At 60.9% G+C, this 20,239-nt stretch carries 12 protein-coding genes and 1 pseudogene; 6 read left to right on the forward strand and 7 right to left on the reverse strand.

The features are described from left to right. Positions 1–50 precede the first annotated feature (50 nt). The 4 genes from P775_RS06780 to P775_RS06795 are packed head-to-tail and all read left to right on the forward strand — an operon-like array spanning position 51 to position 4,161. Entirely contained in the window at positions 51–1,238 is a 1,188-nt protein-coding gene (locus tag P775_RS06780) for an NAD(P) transhydrogenase subunit alpha (protein WP_099910270.1), read from the forward strand. A 32-nt stretch (positions 1,239–1,270) separates the two neighbouring features. Beyond that, positions 1,271–1,597 (forward strand): proton-translocating transhydrogenase family protein, encoded by a 327-nt coding sequence (locus tag P775_RS06785; protein WP_099910271.1) that lies wholly within the window; start codon positions 1,271–1,273, stop codon positions 1,595–1,597. A 4-nt stretch (positions 1,598–1,601) separates the two neighbouring features. Further along, positions 1,602–3,047, forward strand: coding sequence for an NAD(P)(+) transhydrogenase (Re/Si-specific) subunit beta (locus tag P775_RS06790; protein ID WP_099910272.1), 1,446 nt, complete (start codon positions 1,602–1,604; stop codon positions 3,045–3,047). Between the two features lie 34 nt (positions 3,048–3,081). After that, entirely contained in the window at positions 3,082–4,161 is a 1,080-nt protein-coding gene (locus P775_RS06795; RefSeq protein ID WP_099910273.1) for a zinc-dependent alcohol dehydrogenase, read from the forward strand. A gap of 110 nt (positions 4,162–4,271) precedes the next feature. On the opposite strand, the gene P775_RS06800 is transcribed toward P775_RS06795, so the two are convergent. Then, positions 4,272–5,891, reverse strand: coding sequence for a Na+/H+ antiporter (locus P775_RS06800; protein WP_099910274.1), 1,620 nt, complete (start codon positions 5,889–5,891; stop codon positions 4,272–4,274). A gap of 805 nt (positions 5,892–6,696) precedes the next feature. Between P775_RS06800 and P775_RS29775 the strand changes: the two are divergent. Next, positions 6,697–6,933: pseudogene (locus tag P775_RS29775) on the forward strand (c-type cytochrome); the annotation flags it as partial. A 118-nt stretch (positions 6,934–7,051) separates the two neighbouring features. On the opposite strand, the gene P775_RS06810 reads toward P775_RS29775, so the two are convergent. Continuing rightward, positions 7,052–7,783 (reverse strand): Crp/Fnr family transcriptional regulator, encoded by a 732-nt coding sequence (locus tag P775_RS06810; RefSeq protein ID WP_099910276.1) that lies wholly within the window; start codon positions 7,781–7,783, stop codon positions 7,052–7,054. Between the two features lie 180 nt (positions 7,784–7,963). Here P775_RS06810 and P775_RS06815 point away from each other — a divergent pair, with 180 nt between their 5' ends. Further along, positions 7,964–8,239, forward strand: a complete 276-nt coding sequence (locus tag P775_RS06815) for a hypothetical protein (protein ID WP_099910277.1) — start codon at positions 7,964–7,966, stop codon at positions 8,237–8,239. 123 nt (positions 8,240–8,362) lie between these two features. Here P775_RS06815 and P775_RS06820 read toward each other — a convergent pair whose 3' ends face one another. The 5 genes from P775_RS06820 to P775_RS06840 form a co-directional block, all read right to left on the reverse strand. Next, a complete protein-coding gene (locus P775_RS06820) occupies positions 8,363–10,633 on the reverse strand; it encodes a xanthine dehydrogenase family protein molybdopterin-binding subunit (protein ID WP_099910285.1) in 2,271 nt (756 codons plus the stop codon). Between the two features lie 43 nt (positions 10,634–10,676). Beyond that, the gene (locus P775_RS06825) at positions 10,677–11,150 is read right to left on the reverse strand and encodes a (2Fe-2S)-binding protein (protein WP_099910278.1); all 474 of its coding nucleotides are present in this window, start codon (positions 11,148–11,150) and stop codon (positions 10,677–10,679) included. Positions 11,151–11,169: 19 nt separating this feature from the next. Then, positions 11,170–12,471 (reverse strand): cytochrome c, encoded by a 1,302-nt coding sequence (locus tag P775_RS06830; RefSeq protein WP_099910279.1) that lies wholly within the window; start codon positions 12,469–12,471, stop codon positions 11,170–11,172. 330 nt (positions 12,472–12,801) lie between these two features. Then, positions 12,802–18,039, reverse strand: coding sequence for a DUF4011 domain-containing protein (locus P775_RS06835; protein ID WP_099910280.1), 5,238 nt, complete (start codon positions 18,037–18,039; stop codon positions 12,802–12,804). A gap of 512 nt (positions 18,040–18,551) precedes the next feature. Next, positions 18,552–19,829 (reverse strand): NAD(P)/FAD-dependent oxidoreductase, encoded by a 1,278-nt coding sequence (locus P775_RS06840; RefSeq protein WP_099910281.1) that lies wholly within the window; start codon positions 19,827–19,829, stop codon positions 18,552–18,554. Positions 19,830–20,239 lie beyond the last annotated feature (410 nt).

The raw sequence follows: 20,239 nt of genomic DNA on the forward strand, positions 1-20,239 counted from the left end.
GCGGCGAAAAATCCTCCGCCGCCCCTTTGCCCCTCAGCCGGAGACTGCCCATGTACGTCAATATTGCCGTTCTGAAAGAAACCACCCTGGGGGAGAGGCGTCTGGCCCTTGTGCCGGGGGTCATATCCGGCCTGATGAAACTTGGGGCGCGGTTGCATCTTGAAGCCGGAGCCGCCGAAAACCTTGGTCTCAGCGAAGCAGATTTTCCAGAGGTTTCTGTGATTGCCGACCGCGCTGAGCTGGTGGCGGATGCCGATGTTGTGCTGTGTGTTCAGCCCCCCGCGCTTGCCGTGGTGAATGCAATGAAGCCCGGCGCGGTGCTGATCAGCTATATCTATGCCGATGCAGAGCCGACCCTCGTCAAGCTGCTGATTGCCCGCAGGATCACCTGCTTTGCCATCGAAAAACTGCCCCGCATCACCCGCGCGCAAAGCATGGACGCGCTGTCGTCACAGGCGGCTCTGGCGGGATATTCTGCCGTCATGCTGGGCGCCATGGGTCTGGCGCGCGTGCTGCCCAAAGTCACCACCGCCGCCGGAACCATCGGCCCGTCACATGTGCTGGTGATGGGACTGGGCGTTGCGGGGCTCGAGGCACTGGCCACCGCGCATCGGCTTGGGGCTGTGACGATCGGCTATGACGTGCGCCCCGAAACCCGCGAACAGGCGCTGTCGCTGGGGGCCACCTTTGTCGACACGGGCGTCGATGCGACGGGAAAGGGCGGCTATGCCCGCGCGCTGAGCGCCGAAGAACAGGCCAAGGTCGCCAAGGTGCTGACGACACATATTCAGGCGGCAGATCTGATCATCACCACCGCAGCGATTCCCGGCAAACCTTCACCCAAGCTGATCTCTTCGGCGCAGGTTGCGGGGATGAAGCAGGGGGCGGTGATTGTCGATCTGGCGGCTGGGGGCGGGGGCAATTGTGACGACACGGTTCCGGGCGAAACCACGCGGGTGGGTCCGGTCACGATCCTTGCGCCGCTCAACGTGCCGTCGATGCTGGCAGAGGATGCGAGCAAGCTTTACGCCAAGAACCTTGCCAATCTGCTGGGCCTGATGCTGCACGACAATATCCTGACCGTGGATCTGACGGATGAGATTCTGTCGGCCTGCGTGCTGACCCATGACGGCGAGCGGATGAATGCCCCCGCGCTGGCCGCACCGAAAACCGCAGAACCCGCCGCAACAGCGTTTTCAGGCGAAGTGGCTGCCGGTTCACCGTCCGAAAACGCGTAATAAAGGCTCTCAACGGCTTGAAAGGTCTTCCCATGGACATCTCCATCGCCGGTCTTGCGGCACTCTACATCTTTCTTCTGGCGGGCTTTGCCGGCTGGGTCATCATCGGCCATGTGCCTGCGATCCTGCACACACCGCTGATGTCGGGATCTAACTTTGTTCACGGCATCGTCGTGGTCGGCGGCATCTTTGCCCTGCTGAACGCATCCACATTGAGCGAACAAATGATCGGCTTTCTGGCCGTGGCACTGGGGGCTGCGAATGCGGCAGGCGGCTATGTGGTGACGGCGCGGATGCTGGCGATGTTCCAGACCTCGCATCCGGCCAAACCTGCGCGCAAACACAAACGGAAGGGCTGAGATCATGCTGGCGCTCCTTCCCTCAATGGCCATCGTGGTGGCCGACCTTGCCGCAGCCTTTCTGTTTCTCTTCGGGCTCAAGCGGATGTCGTCGCCCGTGACAGCCCCTTCGGGCATTGCTTATGCCGGGATCGGCATGGTTGTCGCCGTGCTGGCTAGCTTTCTATACGCCCTGTCCGTCGGACCCGAGGCGCAGGCGCACCTTTGGGTCAACATCGGGCTCGCGTTGCTAGCCCTTGCCATCGGCGGCGGGCTGGCCTGGCGCAGTGGCAGCAAGGCGGCGCTGACGGCCATGCCGCAGATGGTGGCGCTGCTGAATGGCGCGGGCGGCGGGGCTGCGGCAGCGATTGCGGCCATCGTCCTGCTGGGCGGCGTTTCTGCCCCTGCGGCGCTGGTGGTGACATTGGCGGGCGCGCTGATCGGGTCGATCTCGCTGTCCGGGTCGCTGATTGCATGGGGCAAACTTGACGGTCTGCTCAAGCAGCCGCTGCGCTTCAAGGGGCAGCAGATCGTGAACGGCGCGGCCTTCCTCGTGACGTTGATCACTGGCGGCTATATCGGCTTTTGCGTGCTGAGTGGCACCGAGCCTTTGTTGGCGATGCCCACAGTGATTGCGATCTTCTTTGCACTGTCGCTGCTGTTTGGCGTTTTGATGACGCTGCCCATCGGCGGGGCCGACATGCCGGTTGTGATCTCGGTCTACAACGCCTTCACCGGGCTTGCCGTCGGGCTAGAGGGATATTCCCTGCAGAACCCGGCGTTGATGATCGCGGGCATGGTGGTCGGCGCGGCAGGCCTTATGCTGACGCTGTTGATGGCACGCGCGATGAACCGGTCAGTGTCCAACATCCTGTTCACCAATTTCGGCGTTGCCCCCAAGCACAAGCACAGCAAGATCGAGGGCGAGCTGAAGCCGGTCGGCGCGGGCGACGCCGGGATCTTCATGCGCTATGCCAAGGAGGTCATCATCGTGCCTGGCTACGGTCTCGCCGCAGCGCAGGGTCAGCAAAAGCTTTATGAACTGGTCAAACTGCTGCAAGCGGCAGAAGTCACGGTCAAATTCGCGATCCACCCGGTGGCGGGGCGTATGCCGGGCCAGATGGATGTGCTGCTGGCCGAGGCGGGCGTGCCCTACGATCTGATCTTCCAGCTTGAGGACATCAATCCCGAGTTTGAAACCGCCGATGTCGCGCTGGTGATCGGGGCCAATGACGTGGTCAACCCGGCGGCGCGGAGCGACAAATCCTCTCCGATCTGGGGCATGCCGATCCTGAACGCGGACATGGCGAAACAGGTCTACGTCATCAAGCGCGGCGAGGGAAAAGGCTATGCCGGGATCGTCAATGAACTGTTTTACAAGGATAATTGCAACATGGTTTACGGCGATGCCGCTGCCGTGCTGACCCAGATGATCGAGGCCGTGCGCGGCCTTGGCAAAGCTGCGGCGTAAACTGCGCAGATATTTCACTGAAGGAAAACAACACATGACCAAAACGATGCAAGCTGCCTTCGTCACCGCCTTTGGCAAGCCACTTGAATTGCGCGAGGTCAACATTCCGACCCCCGGTCCGGGCCAGATCCTCGTCAAGACCGAGGCCTGCGGCGTCTGTCACACCGACCTGCACGCCGCAAACGGTGACTGGCCGGTCAAGCCGACACCGCCCTTCGTTCCGGGCCATGAAGGCATCGGTCTTGTTGTCGGCCTGGGGGCAGGCGTGACAATCGTCAAACTGGGTGACCGCGTCGGTGTGCCCTGGCTCTATTCCGCCTGCGGGCATTGCGAACATTGCCTGTCCGCCTGGGAAACTGTCTGCGCTGAGGCCGAATTTGGCGGCTATACCCGCAACGGCGGTTTTGCAGAATACATCATCGCCGATCCGAATTATGTCGCGCACATCCCGGCAGGTCTGACCCCGCAGGAGGCCGCACCGCTGATCTGCGCCGGTATCACCACCTACAAGGGTCTCAAGGTGACCGAAGCACGCCCCGGTGACTGGGTCGTCATTTCGGGTGCAGGCGGGCTTGGGCATCTTGCGATCCAGTATGCCAAGGCGATGGGCCTGCAGGTCTGTGCCGTCGACATCGACGCAGGCAAGCTTGCGCATGCGACGAAGCTGGGCGCGGATCTGGTGGTGAATGCCAAGGACGAAGGCGCAGTCGAAGCGGTCCGCAAGGGCACGGATGGCGGTGCGCATGGCGTGCTGATCACGGCGCCGTCGTTGTCGGCCTTTCATCAGGGCATTGCCATGACCCGCAAGCGGGGCACCTGTGCGCTGGTCGGCCTGCCCAAGGGTGATTTTCCCGTGCCGCTGTTCGATGTGGTGGCAAACTGCATCACCATCCGCGGCTCTTTCGTCGGCACCCGTCAGGACATGGCCGAGGCGCTGGCCTTTGCCGCCGATGGCAAGGTTCGGGCGGATATCGAATTGCAGCCCTTGAGCGCGATCAACGACGTCTTTGACCGGCTGGAACATGGCAAGGTTGCCTCACGGGTCGTGATCGACTTTGCCGGCCCCGTCGAAACCAAGCCATCGCTTCAGCATGTCGAGGTGGTGCCGTCCTGAACCGCATCACGCCCTGCTGAGCGTCAGCCAGATGGGGGAAGCCGATCGGTTGATGGGCTGCTGTTCTGGTGGTCTGAAACGTCGCAGCGCGACAGACCGCCAGGATGCGATCAGATTTCGTAATGCGCCTCAAGCAGGTCGAGTTCGCGCACCAGTCTGCGCGCTGTTATGGCGCCGATGGATTTCTGTCGGCGCATCAGAAAGACCGACTTGCGCTCTGCACGTACGGCGGCAAGCTGCACCTCGCGCAGCACCCGCGTGTCCGGCCGGGCTGTTGCCTCTCCCTCTGTCTGGCGACCAAGGGCTTCGAGACGTTGCAGATAGAGTTTTGAGACCAGGCTCGCCGCTGCTCCGTATGCGTCAGCTTCGGTATCCGGTGCGATGTGCAGGGCGCTGATCCGGGCGATTTCGCTCAACGCGGCTGTCGCCGCTGCGGTTCTTGCGGCACGCTCTTGTGAGCGGTCCTGCGGCGGCAAGCCTGCAGCGGAACTCAGCAGCAGCGGCAGGCCGATTGCTGCGGTGATCAGCGACAGCACAATCACCCCCATGGCGATCAGGATGACAAGATCGCGCTGCACAAACGGCGCGCCGTCCGACAGGGCCACAGGCAGGGTCAGGATACCCGCGAATGTGATGGCGCCACGCGAGCCTGCCAGCGCCGTCGCGGCGATCAGGCGCCATTCTCTTGCGGTGTCGCGCTGCGCGCCACGGCGCGACACGATCACGCTGACCCAGACCCAGACCAGCCGCAAGGCAAACATGACGGCGTAGATCGCGACGATCAGCATCAGCGGCCACCACAGGCTGTGATGGCCCGTATCGGCCACCGTCGACTGTGCCTTTGTCAGGATCAGCGGTAACTGCTCGCCCAGCAGCACAAAGACAATGCCGTTGGCAACGAACTGAACCGAATCCCAGACCGCGCTGCGCTGGATGCGTGTGGCACCAAGGGCTGCACCTGTGGCTTCGGCCCGCGCCATGGTGACCCCGGCGGCGACGGCGGCAAAAAGGCCGGAGGCCGAAACCGCCTCGGCCAGGAGGTAGGCCACGAAGGGGATCAGCAGGCTGACGACAATCTGCGATCCGGGATCTTCGCCGATGCGAGCCGCGATCCAGGTCTTGGCTTTGACAATCGCGAAGGTGATCACAAATCCGACGCCCAGACCCGCGCCCGCCACCCAGAAAAAGGTGGCCGAAGCCGACAGGGCGGAAAAGCTGCCTGTCAGCAGAAAAGCCACCGCAAAGCGCAGACAGATGAGGCCAGTTGCATCGTTCAACAGGGATTCAGCTTCGAGAAGGTTCATCACGCGGCGCGGGATGGGTACGCGACGGGCGATGGAGGTGACCGCGATCGGGTCTGTCGGGGCAAGCGCCGCCGCCAGTGCCAGCGCCGCGCCAAGTGGGAAACCGGGGACAAGCCATGCGATGAAGGCACCAACCAGCACCACTGTGGCAACAACCAACCCAAGTGCCATGTGCAGGATATTCCATCGGTCGCGGACAAGCTCATCTGTCGGGATGCGCCAGCCGTCGATGAACAGCAGCGGCGGCACGAGCAGCAGAAAGAACACCTCTGGATTAAGATCGATTTCCAGCTGCGGTGCGAGGCCTGCGATGGCGCCGAACGCAATCTGCACCAACGGAAGCGGCACCCGGATCAGGCTGCGCCCGACAAAACCGCTGAGCACGACGATCAGCAGCAATGTAAGGGAGATGGCGATGGCGTCCATTGGGGGTCCTCGGGTCGGGCCTGTGGCGGGAATGAGGCCGGTGCCATGCGGCTGTCTTGGGCGTACAGCGTTTCGATTGAACAGTGTATCGGCTATCGCGGCCTCTCGTGTCTTGGGCGGGACCGCAACTGCCGATCTCAGAAGCGATACCGGGACGCGGAAAGATCTTTGCAGACCTGTGGGTCAGCGATCAACGGAGCCCGCGCCAAAGGCACTGACAGATCAAAACCGCATAATTCATGCCAGACCACCAATGTGGATCAGTGCGCGGCACATTTTTACCCGTCATGGTTCAAGCAGATTAGCGACGGTTTCTATCCGGCTACCAGCCTTGACCGAGCCCACGTCGCCCTAAGCCCCGACCGTATGGTGTCGGTGGACTGAAGCCTTTCCAGAACACCCATTCGGAGAACCGCCACACGCCCTATGCTGATATCAAATCCGAAGGTGCCTTTCGCGCGGGCGGTATCGGACTGCCGCAGGCCGACGAATGCTCTGGTCTGTTTCGAACCCGGCAAGACCTGCGCAACTTGAAGCTGCTGTCGCCCCAGCACCACCCCCGCATCCAGATGCAGAAACGAGACACCCGATGAAAACGCCACTGCTTGTGCTGAGCGCCCTCGTGGCGGCGCCCATCGTCAATACGGTCGGGACATATGCCTTTGACAAATCGGGACTCTACGACGTTTCTGCCATAACGCCGGACACGTCGCTCTTTCAACCGCTCACACATCAGACGGCGGATCATTCAGCAATCCATCGTCGGGGTTGTGACACTGTACCGGATGATCTTGGTACGCCACAAATGATCGCCAAAGGCGGCAAGCTGTTTCTGGAAAACTGCACGATTTGTCATGGTCGTCCGGGTATGGCGCAGACGTCCCTTGCGCGCGATCTGAACCGTGCGCCGCCGGATCTGTTCCGTGCCGGCCGAGAGCCGGACGTGCATGAGACATTCAGCTTCGTTCAAAATGACATCAGGGCGACGGAAAAGGCCGCTTTTGGTCCGCTCAAGACCGATGATCAGCTCTGGGCGCTTGTGGCTTTTCTAAGAGTCCTGCCGGGCATTTCGGCCAAGGAATTCGCTCTGGCTACAGGTGTGTCTGACCTGTCGCCCTCTGCCTGCCTGATCGGTGAGGAAAGGCGGATGATTCCGGCCGCTAAAGCAGAAGCGGGCCGTCGTGATCCAGATAAGCCTGGTCGAATTCGGCCAGTTCGACCAGCTTGTCGAAGTTATGGATGGTCACCAGCCCCTTATGGAAGGTCAGCAGTCCATCCTCGCGCAGTTGACGCAGCACTCGATTGACATGCACAGAACTGAGCCCCAGTGCGTCGGCCAGATGGTATTGCGTCAGCGGACAGGCGAATCCGGCGCGGCTGCCGCGCCCGACAAGGATCAGTCGTGCCGTGAGTTCGAGCATGAAATGCGCCGTTCGCTCGACAGCGTCGCGGCGCCCGAGGCCGACCAGATGCTCGACCACCATCGCCTCGTCGCGCGAGGCGGCCCAAAGAACGGCCGTGGCCAGCCGGGGGGTTGCCTCAAAGGCCAGCAAGAGATCGGATTTCATCACTTCAGAGGCCTCGACCGGGGTTACCGGTTCGATATTGTGATCAGCTGTGCGGAAGAGCACCGAGCGCAGACCCAGAAAATCGCCTGGGATCTGGAAATCGACGATCTGCCGCGTTCCGTCGCGCAGCAGCTTGTAGGAACAAACCCAACCATCAGCGAGGATATAGGCGGCGGCATGCGTCTGTCCCTGATGCACAAGATCACGACTGGCGACAAAGTTGCGTCTTCGTCGATGCAACCCATCGAGGACATGCAGCTCAGGAGCTGTAAGAGCGACGAAATTGCTCAACTTCAAGGCGAGAGGGCTTTGAGCGCTATGCATAGAAAACCCTTTTAGGTTGCCTGCCCCGAGTGGAGTGGCTTCTGACAATTACCGAGTATCGGGTAACCGTCCCGGCAATCCTGCCGTGGATCAGTAACGGTTATAGGAAATCTGCGACTATAGCGATGCCCCTTGTCTACGGCGCGCCGCATTGGGCCGATAAATGAAAGAATTTCAAATATGTCCAGCTATGAACCGCCCAAGCCAGCCTCCGGCAGGCATCTTCCCAAACCTGATTTGTCAGGAGCTGCCGCACTGTCTATTTGCGAGTCGCTTTTGCTGGCACTCAACGATCACAACATCCTTCCGGAAAACGAAATCGTCGGAATCCTGCGAGATGCCGCAGCTGCACATGCTCATGATGCTGGGGAAGACGGGCAAGCAGAGATGCACGAAGGCGTTGCTGACCTGATCAACCGGATCATTGACGGCGGAAACTCCGTCAGACGTCGCTGAGCGGACGTAACAGGTTGTCCGGGACTGAACGCGGCGGGGTTTGACTCAGTCTGAGTTGCCCGAGATGTGCCACCCGTTCCGAAAACAGACAGGCGCCCGATGTTTCGGGCGCCTGTTGTCATGTCAGGCGTTGAGCGCGGCAAGGATATCGTCGGGCCGGATCGGCAGATGCCGCAGACGGGCGCCGACCGCCGCGTGGATCGCGTTTGCGATGGCCGGGGCGATCACCGTGGTTCCGGGTTCACCCAGGCCCACCGGCACCTCGGTGCTTTCGACAAAGGCAATCTCCATCTCGGGCGTGTCGATCATCCGCAACGGGGTATAGCTGCCGAGGTTGAGATCGCTGACATTCCCATTCTCAAAAGAGGTGCCTTCGTAAAGCGCCATCGACAGACCCCAGAGCGCTGCGCCTTCGCACTGCGCCAGCGCGCCGTCCGGGTCGACCACCGTGCCGCAATCGAACGCGAGCCACATCTTTTGCACGTCGATCTGGCCGGTTTTGCGGTCCACATGCAGCTGCACGGCGCCTGCCGTCCAGGTTGGCATGCTGCGCGACTGACCGAAGGTGGTGGCGATGCCGATGGCCGTGTCGGCGGGCAGGTCCGTTGCCCCATAGCCGGACATTTCCGCGACACGGCGCAGCACAGCCGCCTGACGGGACGCACCGCCTACGGCATTTGGCGCAGAGCCGGCGTTATACCCTTCGGCCTTGAGGTGTTGCAGGCGGAACTCCAGCGGATCGGTCCCGATCTTGTGGGCGGCTTCGTCCATAAAGCTTTCGACCGCAAAGTTGGTCCAGCCGGGTCCGACCGAACGCAGCCAGCCGGGGCGGAACGTCTTGTTCGCCAGATCGTTTGTAATCGCCCGGACCTTGTGCGCGCCGACGGTGTACCAGTGATCGGCCCCGTCGATGGCAAAGGGATCATAGGGTTCATCGTTCACCCCCTTGGGCATGAAGGACGGCACCACCACTCCGGTTGGCCAACCCGCCGCAGCGTGGTGTTCCATCCCGATGACCTTGTTGTCGCCGTCAAACGCCATGCGCATCTTCTGCACGCTGGGCGAGCGGGGGCTGTCGAACTGGGCGTCATCTTCGCGGAAGAACACCAGCTTGATCGGCTTGCCACCCAGCGCCTTGGAGGCAAGCGCTGCCGGAACGGTGTAATCCCCGTTCAGGCGACGGCCAAAGCCACCGCCCAGCATATAAGTGCGCATCACGATCTGATCCGCCGGGGTATCCAGCGCGGTCGACAGTGTCGGCAGGATCAGCGATTGCCACTGGTTGCCTGTGTGGATTTCCCACATGCCTTCGGCATTCTGAAAGACGGTCGCATTCACCGGCTCAAGCTGGAAATGCAACACGGTCTGGGTCACATATTCCGCCTCAAGAACATTGGCGGCAGCGTCAAAAGCGGCGCTTGTGTCGGGCGTTTCGGTCGGCAGGATCGCGCCAGTGGTGCCATCGGCAATCAGCTGGCGTGAGCGGTCATTGATATCCGCCTCTGACACGCCTGCGGTTTCGCCAGCCGCCCAAGTTACCTTGATCTTCGCGGACGCCCATTTTGCGGCCATCAGAGTTTCACCCAGAACCACAACCCAGCCGGGCACGGTGCCGGACGGATCGTCGAGCGTGAGGGTTTGCAGATACCCCTTCACATCCTTTGCGCCGCTGTCATCCACAGCCGAAACCTTGGATCCGAGGCGCGTCGGAGGCAACAGGGGGACGCCGTAGACCATGCCGTCAACCTTGGCATCAAGGCCATAGATCGCCTTGCCGTTGGTCTTGTTTGCGATGTCGAGCGCGGTCACATCCTTGCCCACCAGCCGCAATTCGGAATGCGGCTTCAGTGGCAGAGCCTGCAGTTCGTCCTCTGTAAAAGAGCGTTCGATCCCAGCGGCGACAAGGTCACCGTAGCTGATGGTATTGCTGCCATCGCTCACGGATCCGTCGCGCGCGGTGCAGGTGGCGGGGTCCACACCCCATTGGCTGGCAGCCGCCTCGATCAGCGCGGTGCGGCCTGCGGCACCCGCCTGGCGGTAAACCGGCCAGCTTTGCCAGACCGACCAGCTGCCGCCGGTGACCATGGTGCCCCATTTTTCGGCCGTGTCGACATGGGTGATGTGGACGCTGTCCCATGCGACCTCAAGCTCATCAGCAAGGATGCGGGCGATTGCAGTGCCGACATGCTGACCCATTTCAGCGCGGATGATGTTGACGTTCACCCGGCCATCGCTGTCGATCCAGTACCACAGGGTGGGTTCGAACGGGTCACCCGTCGCTTCGATCGGTATGCCGTTGGAGGCTGCCGGATCCATCGCGGCAGAGGAGGCGCGTGGAAAACCAAAGGCAACACCGGTTGCGGTCATGGAGACGAGAAAGCCGCGGCGTGTCATGTCGCCACTTCTGGTCGTATTGTTCATGCGTGAAATAAGTTTGTTACCCATTGTCCTGTGCTCCGTTCATTGCGGTTGCAGCGTCGCGGACGGCCTGACGGATGCGTGGATAGGTCATGCAGCGGCACAGATTGCCTGTCATCACGGCGTCGATGTCTTGGTCGCTGGGGTTCGGGATGTCCTGCAACAGTGCGACAGCCTGCATGATCTGGCCTGACTGGCAGTAGCCGCATTGTGGCACGCGCAGATTACGCCAGGCTTCCTGCACCGGATGGTTCGAGTCGGTGTCGAGCCCCTCGATCGTGGTGATTTCAGTGCCTGCCACGTCGGATATCGGCGTGATGCAGGACCGCGTCGCGCGCCCGCCCACATGCACGGTGCAGGCACCGCACATGCCGATGCCACAGCCGAATTTTGTGCCTGTCAGGCCGATTTCATCACGGATGGCCCACAGCAGCGGTGTTTGCGGGTCTGCGTCCAGGCTGACGTCTCGCCCGTTGATCTTGAACTGTATCATTTTGCGTTTCCTCAGGATGTCAGTGCGCGACAGGGGCTTCTGCCCGGATGGTGGCGACGGAATTCGCCAGATCCGGCCATGCCGGTTTGCCAGCGCGCTTGTCGCGCAGATAGGCGGCTATCGCGGTGATTTGGGTGTCGTTCAGCGCATGGCGAAAGCCCGGCATGACCACACCCGCGATCCCCTCGGGGGCATTCACCCCGTCCAGCATGACGTGGATGAGGTTGGTCGGATCGTCGAGGTTCGTGGCCGAGTTGATGCCAAGATCGGGGCGACCCTGTTCGATCTGTTCGGCATTATAGTGGCAGGAGGCACAGGCCGTCGCATAGAGCCGTTCGCCAAGCTCGCGACGGTACTGCGGATCGGGGCGGTTGTTGCGCAGGCTGGCCAGAACAACTTCGCTTTGCGCGGGATCATCCTCGGTCGCGCCGACCTTGTCAGCAAGATAGATGCTCAGCGCGCTGATGTCATCCTCTGGCAGTTCGCGCACACCGGCATGGACCACGGGGCCCATCGGGCCGGCCGCGATGCCGTGATAGGTGGCCGCGCCGTTTTCGAGGTAGGATTTGAACTCGGCGGCTGTCCAAGGCACAGCGGAGGCATTGGCAGAGGTCAGCGCCGGTGCGATCCAGCGGTCGATTTCAGCCCCGGCATATTGCTCGCCGGATTTCTCTGCACCAAGCGCGTTTCGGGGTGTGTGGCATGCGCCGCAGTGTGTCACACCCTCAGCAAGATAGGCGCCGCGGTTCCACGCGTCAGAATGTTCCGCGTCGGGTTCATACGGGCCGAAATCGGCAAAAAGCAGCTTCCAACCCGACTGAAGAACGCGTTGATCCAGCGGAAAGGGCAGTTCGTTCGCTGTCTGCTCTGACGCGACCGGGGCGACCTTTGTCATGATATAGGCATAGATCGCGTCGACATCCTCATCGCTCATCTTGGTGAAATGATCGTAGGGAAATGCGGGGAAAAGGTGACGCCCCTCACGGTCGACGCCTTCGTGCATGGCGCGGCGAAAGGCTGCCTGCGAATAGGACCCGATGCCGGTCTCCATATCCGGGGTCAGGTTGGTCGAATAGATCGTGCCAAAGCCTGTCTCCATGGCATAATTGCCCGCATAGGGCGCCCCGTCTGCCGAGGTGTGACAGGTTGCGCAATACCCGGCCGCGGCCAGAATGCGGCCTTTTTCCACGACGGCAGGATCGAACTCTGCATGCTGATCTGCGGTAACGGGGGCGATTGCGGGTTTGTAGGTATAGACACCGAAACCGACCGCAGCGATGAACGCCACGGCCAGAATGCCTAGGAAAAACCTTTTTAGCATATAGCTGATTTCCTTGGGTTTTGGTTTCTGTCCGGCAACATATGTGTGTCGGATAACATGCTATAACTCTTTGTAATGCCAATGGTTCCGTTCACATTGCGCAAAACTATGAATTTATGATGAAATTTGTTTGGCGGGGCGATGTTTGCCGTCCCCATGTCCGGTGTTTTGGTTCTGCCATATCACAAGTCTTTTCTGGCAGTGCTGTGGCGTGATCCTGCGCGAGGTGGGCCTGTCGAGGCGCGCGCCACGGGTCACTGAACCGCAAACGCCTCGTTTTTGCCAAGTTGCGCACATTGGCCAAAAGCCCTGATTTGGGATGCAGAGTGTTCAGCGGCCATCCGGCGCGGCCAGCAGCTTCATCGGCTCTTCGCCGTCTTGTCCGACATCCTTCTTGGTTTGCGCCGCACGCCTTGTCCGGTCGTCGTCCAGCAGGACAGTGAGGGAGTCGTGAATACGCGCAACGACGGATCCCGGGTTTCGGAACCAGTCAGTGGACCAGATTCGGAGGATGTTCCATCCAAGCCCTTCGAGCACCGCCTGACGGACCTTGTCGCGATCCCGCGCAGTGGCCGAGGAGTGGTACTGCGCCCCGTCACATTCGACCCCGGCAAGATAGGCGCCCGCGAAATCAGGGTGCACGACGCCAAGATCGACCCGGAACCCCGAAACGCCAATCTGCGTTCTGACCTCCCATCCCTTGGCAGAGATGGCATCAGCCACGGCCTGTTCAAAGATATTCTCGGCGGCGCCAAGCGATCCCATGTCTTGCGCGGGCAGGGCGATGCTGCCGCGCTCTGCATAGTCAAGGAAAGCCTTGAGGTGATTGACACCGGTTGCGCGTGTGCGTCCAAGGTCAATTTCGTCGGCATGGAGCGACGCAAAGACGTGCAATTCGCGACGTGCCCGGGTCACGGCCACGTTCAGCCGCTTTTCTCCGCCCTCGCTGTTGAGGGCGCCGAAGTTCATCGTCATTTTTCCGGCAAGGTCAGGGCCGAAGGTGATGGAAAACAGCATTACGTCGCGCTCGTCCCCTTGGATGTTTTCAAGGTTCTTGACGATGACGGCCTCTTCCCTCTCGTCCGCGAAGAACCATTCAAGCCGTTCATCGCTGCGGCGAAGCGCGTCGAGCATATCAAGGATCAGCGACTGCTGTTCGCCGTTGAAGGTGATGACGCCCAGTGTGGGCCTGTCCCCCTCTGGCAGGTCGAGCCAGGATGTCAGTCTGGTGCGGATCACTTCGGTGATTGCCGTCGCCTCTGCGGCATTGGTGCGGCCCTTGCCACGGGCATAAACGCCCTTCACAGGATGGAACTGCAGCGCCTCAGAGTTGGTCGCGGGCGCAGGAAATGTGACAAGGCCACCGCCATAGTAATGGTGGTTGGAAAACGCGATCAGCGCTTCGTCCCGGCTTCGGTAATGCCAGTCGAGACGCCGCGTAGGGATCCCGGCGGCGCAGACTTCATCAAGGATTGAGGGCATGTCCCGTTCCAGTTCGGGCAGGTCCTCCTCTCCGTCGTCTGCACGACCAAAAAAATTGGTCGGGGGCAGCTGTTTTGGATCGCCCACGATGATCGCCTGCTTGGCACGCGCAATCGCGCCAATGGCATCCCAGGTCGTGATCTGAGACGCTTCGTCAAACACCACCACATCAAACGCTTGCTGACCTGCAGGAAGATACTGCGCGACGGAAAGCGGCGACATCAGCACGCAGGGCGCGAGGCGGGCAAAGGATACAGGCATTTCGCCGATAAGCGCGCGGATCGGCATCGAAGGCCGTTTCAGGCCAAGCTGGTGGCGCAGGGTGCCAAGCTCGGAATTGCGCGGCACCTCATCGCGGGCAGGCAGACCGTGCGCAATACGACGCATGATCTCGCGCGGTGCAAGATCAGCGGCCTTTGCGTCGAGGGCGCGGAAGGTCTGAATCCGGTGATCCTGTTCCCAATGCGCGAACCGTCGGAGTTCGTCACTTGCATCCATGGCCAGCGGCAACCACCATGCGGCATAGGCCCGCTCAAAGGCTTTTTGCGCAGGCTCTGTCAGGCTTTGCTGCGCCATTGAATCGACGAGGGGAGTAAGACCCTGAGCCTCAGCGGCATCGCGTGCCTGGATCCAGCGCGTCCAGTCTGAAAGACGTGCCCGGTTTTCGATAATCCGATCAAGCGCCTGCGCGAGATCACGCAGGGGCATGGCATCCACTTCTGACTGCGCCACAGCCCTGAAGGCGTCGAGCGCCGTTTTATGCCGATCAATGCCGTCACGAAGTAATTCGAGCGAGGCGCGCATATCCTGACCGCTTCGGTCCGCCAATTCTGCCATCGCTGCGCCAAAAACCTCTGGTCGTTCGACCATGGGTTTCAGCCGGTCGAGGCTGGTGCGGAACTCTGCATGCTGCGCGAGCAGCGTATCAAGCACGGCAATGTCGTCACCGTCCACAACAGATGCCAGCGGGTTTTCCTTCAGGGCAGCATAAGCTGCTTTCGCCTCAAGCAACGCCTTGATGTCGCGGGCTGGATCAGCGGCGCCGGTTTCGGCGTAGGTTTGCAACAGCTTGCGCAGCCTGCGGCAGGCCAGAGCAGAGAAAGGCCAGACCTTGATCTGGGCCGCGCGCCAATCGGCGTCGAACTGATCCAACGGCATGCGGGCGATGGATGGCGCGTCATAGCTGGCCGCCATGTCCCGCTTTGCGTCTTCAATTGTGGCATGATGTGCGCGAAATTTCGCCCTGTGGCCTTCAATCTCGTCCAGCGGCAGCTTTGGCACCCGGGACAGATTGCGCGCGTCCGGTGCCAGTCGTGGCAGGAGCGCGCTCAGTGCTGCGATGCGCTCGGACTGTCCTGAAAGATCATCGCTCAGCCCCAACCGTTCCGACAGGCGGCGGACTGCGGTCTGCACCAAGGCGGTCGAGGAGCGAAGGCTCTCTGTCGCGGTGATCAGCCGGTCCTCCCAGGCGAAAGACCAGTCGTCGCTGGCGATGAGATCGAGCGCGGAGACACCTGCAACCACGTCATGTGTGCGTTCCAGATCTGCGGCAAGCTGGACGAGATGATTGTAGGTTTGCTGATCGTGCGCATCTTTGGATGCAAAGCTGAGGCGCGGCCCGGCCTTGCCCTCTGCCGCCTTGCCGATGGCCTGAAACACGCTGAAACCCTGCGTCCCTGTGCGGTGCAAAGCCTCGACATAGGCGTTCAGCTGATCGCGGGTCAGGCGCAGGTGTTCGTTTACCTCAACCCAGTCCGCTTCGCGGCTTGTGATATCCCTGTCCCAGCTGCGCCCCAGCTGATCAAGAACCGACTTTCGATCGGTTTTGTTCGAGTGGAGTTCAAGACAGGCATCGCCCAACCCATTCGCCGCCAGCCGCCGATGAACAACATCCAGCGCCGCTGCCTTTTCGGCGACGAACAGAACGGTCCTGCCGTTGGCAATGCATTGCGAGATGATGTTGGCGATGGTCTGGCTTTTGCCCGTGCCCGGCGGACCGATCAGAACAAAATCCTGACCCTCGGCTGCAGCCACCACAGCGGCGAGTTGCGAGCTGTCTGCCGGAAGCGGCGTCAGAAGTTCATTTGGGGAAAGCCGCCGGTCCAGATCGCGAGGCAAGACGCTTTCGCCCCGGGTTTCAAAGGTCTCGCTCGGGTTGTCGACAAGGTGACGCACCAGCGGGTTTTCCCGAAGCTGGTCGGTGCGATCCACCAGATCTTTCCACATCAGGTATTTCGCAAAGGAAAACGTCGACAGCGCCAGTTCTTCGACGACCTCAAAGCCGGCAACATCACGGACCTTCTGGCGCATGATTTCGAAAACCCGCGCCATGTCGATGCCGCTGTCATCTGTCGGCAGATCGCCCTCAAGCTCTGGCACGCGCAGGTCGAAGTCGCGTTTCAGGAACTGGAAGAGGGTAGAGTTGATCTGCACATCATCCTCGTGATGCACAATCTTGAATTCCGACTGCGCGGATTTGCGTTCAAGCTTGACCGGGATCAGCAGCAAAGGCGCGCGATAGCTGCGGGTGTCGCCCTCGGTCTTTTTCCAGCGCAGGAAGCCGGTGGCCAGGAACAGCGTGTTGGTGCCACCCTCCTGCATATCGCTCTTGGCTTTGCGGTAGAGCGTCAGAAGCCGGTTGTTCATTTCGCGCCCGGTGAGCGGCACCGCGATCTGGCGCCGCTCGAACGTGTCGCGCGACACGTCTTCTTCTATGCGCTGACGGTCTTCGGGTGTCAGCGTGCGATTGCCGATGGGATCATCTTCTCGCAGCGCCAACATCGAGTACTTTCTGCCCTCCGCCAGAGCGTCCTCCAGCGCCGAGACATCCGGGCACAGGAAGGGCAGGGATTGTTTTGTATCCGTGAAATTCAGCAGGCGATTGCGCAGTGACAGATCCAGAAGCTTGCGCTGCCATCTCTCGATCCGCCCGAAGGGGGTATCGGGGGCTTCTTCACGGATCTCGCCGGGCAGAAAATCGAAAGGCAGCGGTTTGGGAAGCGCTGCGGGTGATGCGTCTTCCTGTGTGCTTTCGGCGGTTTCGGTGGATGGCTCATGGCGTGCCAGCGGGCGGATGCGGGCAGCCCTGGCGCGCGTGACATCGACCGCCATGATGAATTCGCTTTCACGATCTTCGGACAGCCTGCGACGCCCTTCGTCGACAGCCTGCTCGAAACCGATCGAGGGGCGTTTGGTCAGCAGCGTGGTTTCGATGGGGACAAATTCCCGCGCCTGCGCGGCTTTTCGCACAGTGATCACATCCGGTTCGGTCACATGTCCGAAGTCACGTTTGGTGAGCCAGACACCAACCCAGGCATGCCCGTCCGCGAACAGAACTGCGGGGTTCAGGCCTGCCGCCTCGAACGCTGCGGCAAGCAGAAGTGAGGTGTCGAGGCAGGTTGCCAAACCTTCCGACCTGATGCGCCCCGGGCTGCGGACCTTTTGCCCCTGTCGTTCGAAAGAGGCAGGCGGCACGGCATAACTCAGCCCCATGCCCGTTGTTGCGGACCAGATCGCCCCAGCCAGAAGCCAGGCACGACCGGGATCCTGCGACTGATATCCATCAATCGCGCCATCATGGCCTGCACGCTCCAGTAGGCGCGAGGCTTCTTTCAGGATCGATGCGACAACCGGATCATTCGGAGAGATGAAGGCCGCAAGAAGATGCGCCATTTCGCCGACACCGCCCCATTCATCCCGGGCAAGCAGTTCGAGCTGCTGGCGTTGCTCGGCCATCTGAGCGTCATCGACCGTGACGGTCAGGATCAGCTCACCGGTTTCCGCTTCGTTCAACCCTGCCAGCCGGGTGATATCAAGCTTCGTTGCCAGATCCGTCACTGCAATTTCCGACTGACCGGCAATCCGGTCAATGTTCCAGGTTGTCCGGCCCAGAACAGGTGGTTCGGAATGCGCCGTCACTGCGATTCCCTGAATTGGATCCTTTCCGAGATTTGCGATCACCAGAGACTGCAGCACCGCCACATCATTCTGTGCGGAGGCAAAATTAACCTTTGCGGTGCATTTCGCCCTGATCGCAATCTGCTGCCGGGGATCATCATTTAGACTGCAGTGGGGGACGTCGGACATTGACCAGACTCATGTAAGTGGAACCCGACAGGATCAGTTCGTGCCGTCAGGGTCAAGACGTGCTTGATTTGTTCCGGTACTCTGATCAGGATGCGGCTTCGCGAGGTTCGCCCGCTTTGCTCCCTGTATTTCTGACTTCAAGACGCATATCCGCGCGTCATGTTAAGGGTTTTCCCGCACGAGTTTGATTTTTTATTTTAATATTCCTGCGTGTGCGCCGGAGATTTTTGGGTTTCTGGTGCATCGGTGCCGGAACATCGGGAGTTGGTTGAGACATTGCAGTGTTCAAGAGCGTGCCTGCGACGACGCCTGCCCAGGGCGGATCGCCCGCGCCGCGGACAGGCTTTCGGTTTTGTCTCAGGCATACAGCGCCATGTGATGAGTGACAGTGTTGCCAAGCGCCTCTTGCCGCGCGGCCTGATTGGCGGCGGGTTCTAGGTCTTTGGCGAAAATAGGCGCTGGACCGGCAACCGCACCCCCCCCCAGGACGGGGCAGGGGGGGGCTTTCGGCCTTATCCCATCGGGCCGGGCCGCAGTGCGTGGGTCATCACAGCGCCAAATTCGTAGTAGGCGGACAACACGCCTTTGAACCGTTCCGAATAGGTCTGGCGTACCGGCACCGGGAAGGCGTCCGGGCGGTTTTCGCATAACGCCTCGGCGGCCGCCGTTCCAAAGACCGTTCCGGGCGCAATCCCTCGTCCCGAATAGCCAAAGACGGCATAGGCTGAGGGGCCGAATGCCACCACCTTGGGAATGTGGTCGCGCGTCATCGCGATACGCCCGCGCCATTGATACCGGAACGGCACATCGGCCAGCGCCGGATAAAGCTGGCGCAGCTTGCGGCGCGCCCATGCGGTGTGGATCATGGCACCTGGCCCCATCGCGTCGCCCATCGCGCCGACGATCAGTCGTCCGGCCTTGTCTATGCGGATCGAGGACATGACCAGCGCTGTGTCCCAGCAACCTTCCTGTCCGGGAAGAACCGTTGCAATTTGCTCGGGGGAAAGCGGCTCTGTCGCGAACTGGCTGTAGCTGACTGTGACGTAGTGCGGTGTCTGAGCCCCGGCAATCTTCTCATGATACGCATTGGTGGCCAGCAGCAGGCCGCCCGCACGGATCTTGTGCCCGTTTGCATGAACGATCCAGCCACCGGCGGTGGATTCAATGGCGCTCACAGGGGACTTCTCATGTACCCGCGCGCCAAGGTTCAGGGACGCGCGCGCAAGGCCGCTACAATAGGCCAGTGGCTGAATCGTTCCTGCCCGTGGGTCCAGAAGCGCGCCATGAAACTGTGCACTTCCGGTGCGGGTCCGGCTTTCCTTGGCATCCAGCAGTTGCAGCGGAGCCCCGTGACGATTGCCCTGCCGGAAACGGTTTTCAAGATCGCGCATGCCAGCCGGAGCATGAGCCAGATGGAGCGTGCCACTCTGTGTCGCCTCACAGTCGATCCCGTAGGTTTTCACCCGGTCAAAGACCATCTGCGGGCCTTTGCCCAATATGTCGATCAGGCGGCTGCCGTCTGCCTCGCCCATTTGGGCCAGTACATCATCTGGCGGCAACCAGAGACCTGCGTTCACCAGCCCGACATTGCGCCCTGATCCACCGTGGGCGATCGTGTTCGCTTCCAGCAGAATGACAGAAGCGCCTCTTTGACTTGCCTCAAGCGCGGCAGAACAGCCCGTGAAACCAGCGCCGATGATCACGATGTCCGCACTGGCATCTGCGGCCAGGGGATGCGTTTCGACCTCCTCCCGACAGGAGTGGCGCCAGAGGTTGCCGTCAGAGGTCATCGCAGACCCCGCATGACGATATATACGGGGCGAAGTATACGGGGCTCAATCGTCTGCATTCTGGAGTGGCAGTGATCAGTCCGGGGGGCAGGTATATAAGGAGAGGCAATCATGGCAGGGGTCTCTGTCTGTGGTGTTTTCCGTTTTAGTCTGGGGACGGCTTGGACATTTGAAAAGCGCAGAGCGTTCTTTATGGCAGGAGTTTCGCTCAAACGATGTCCAAAAGCCGTGTTGCGCCAGATCGCACACCAGATTGGCCGATTTCGGGCAGCCTTGCTCCCGAATCCTGTGGAGAGCGTTTTTGCCGATTTTTGGTGTGAGGATTCGTGTGTTTGGTTGAGTCGGGCGGGTTTTCCCTCCTGTGTTGTGTGTTCTGTTGGTTGGTGTTGTGGATAAGTCTGTGGGTAATG

Origin of the sequence: Puniceibacterium antarcticum, assembly GCF_002760615.1 — a bacterium.
Taxonomy (GTDB): Bacteria; Pseudomonadota; Alphaproteobacteria; order Rhodobacterales; family Rhodobacteraceae; genus Puniceibacterium; species Puniceibacterium antarcticum.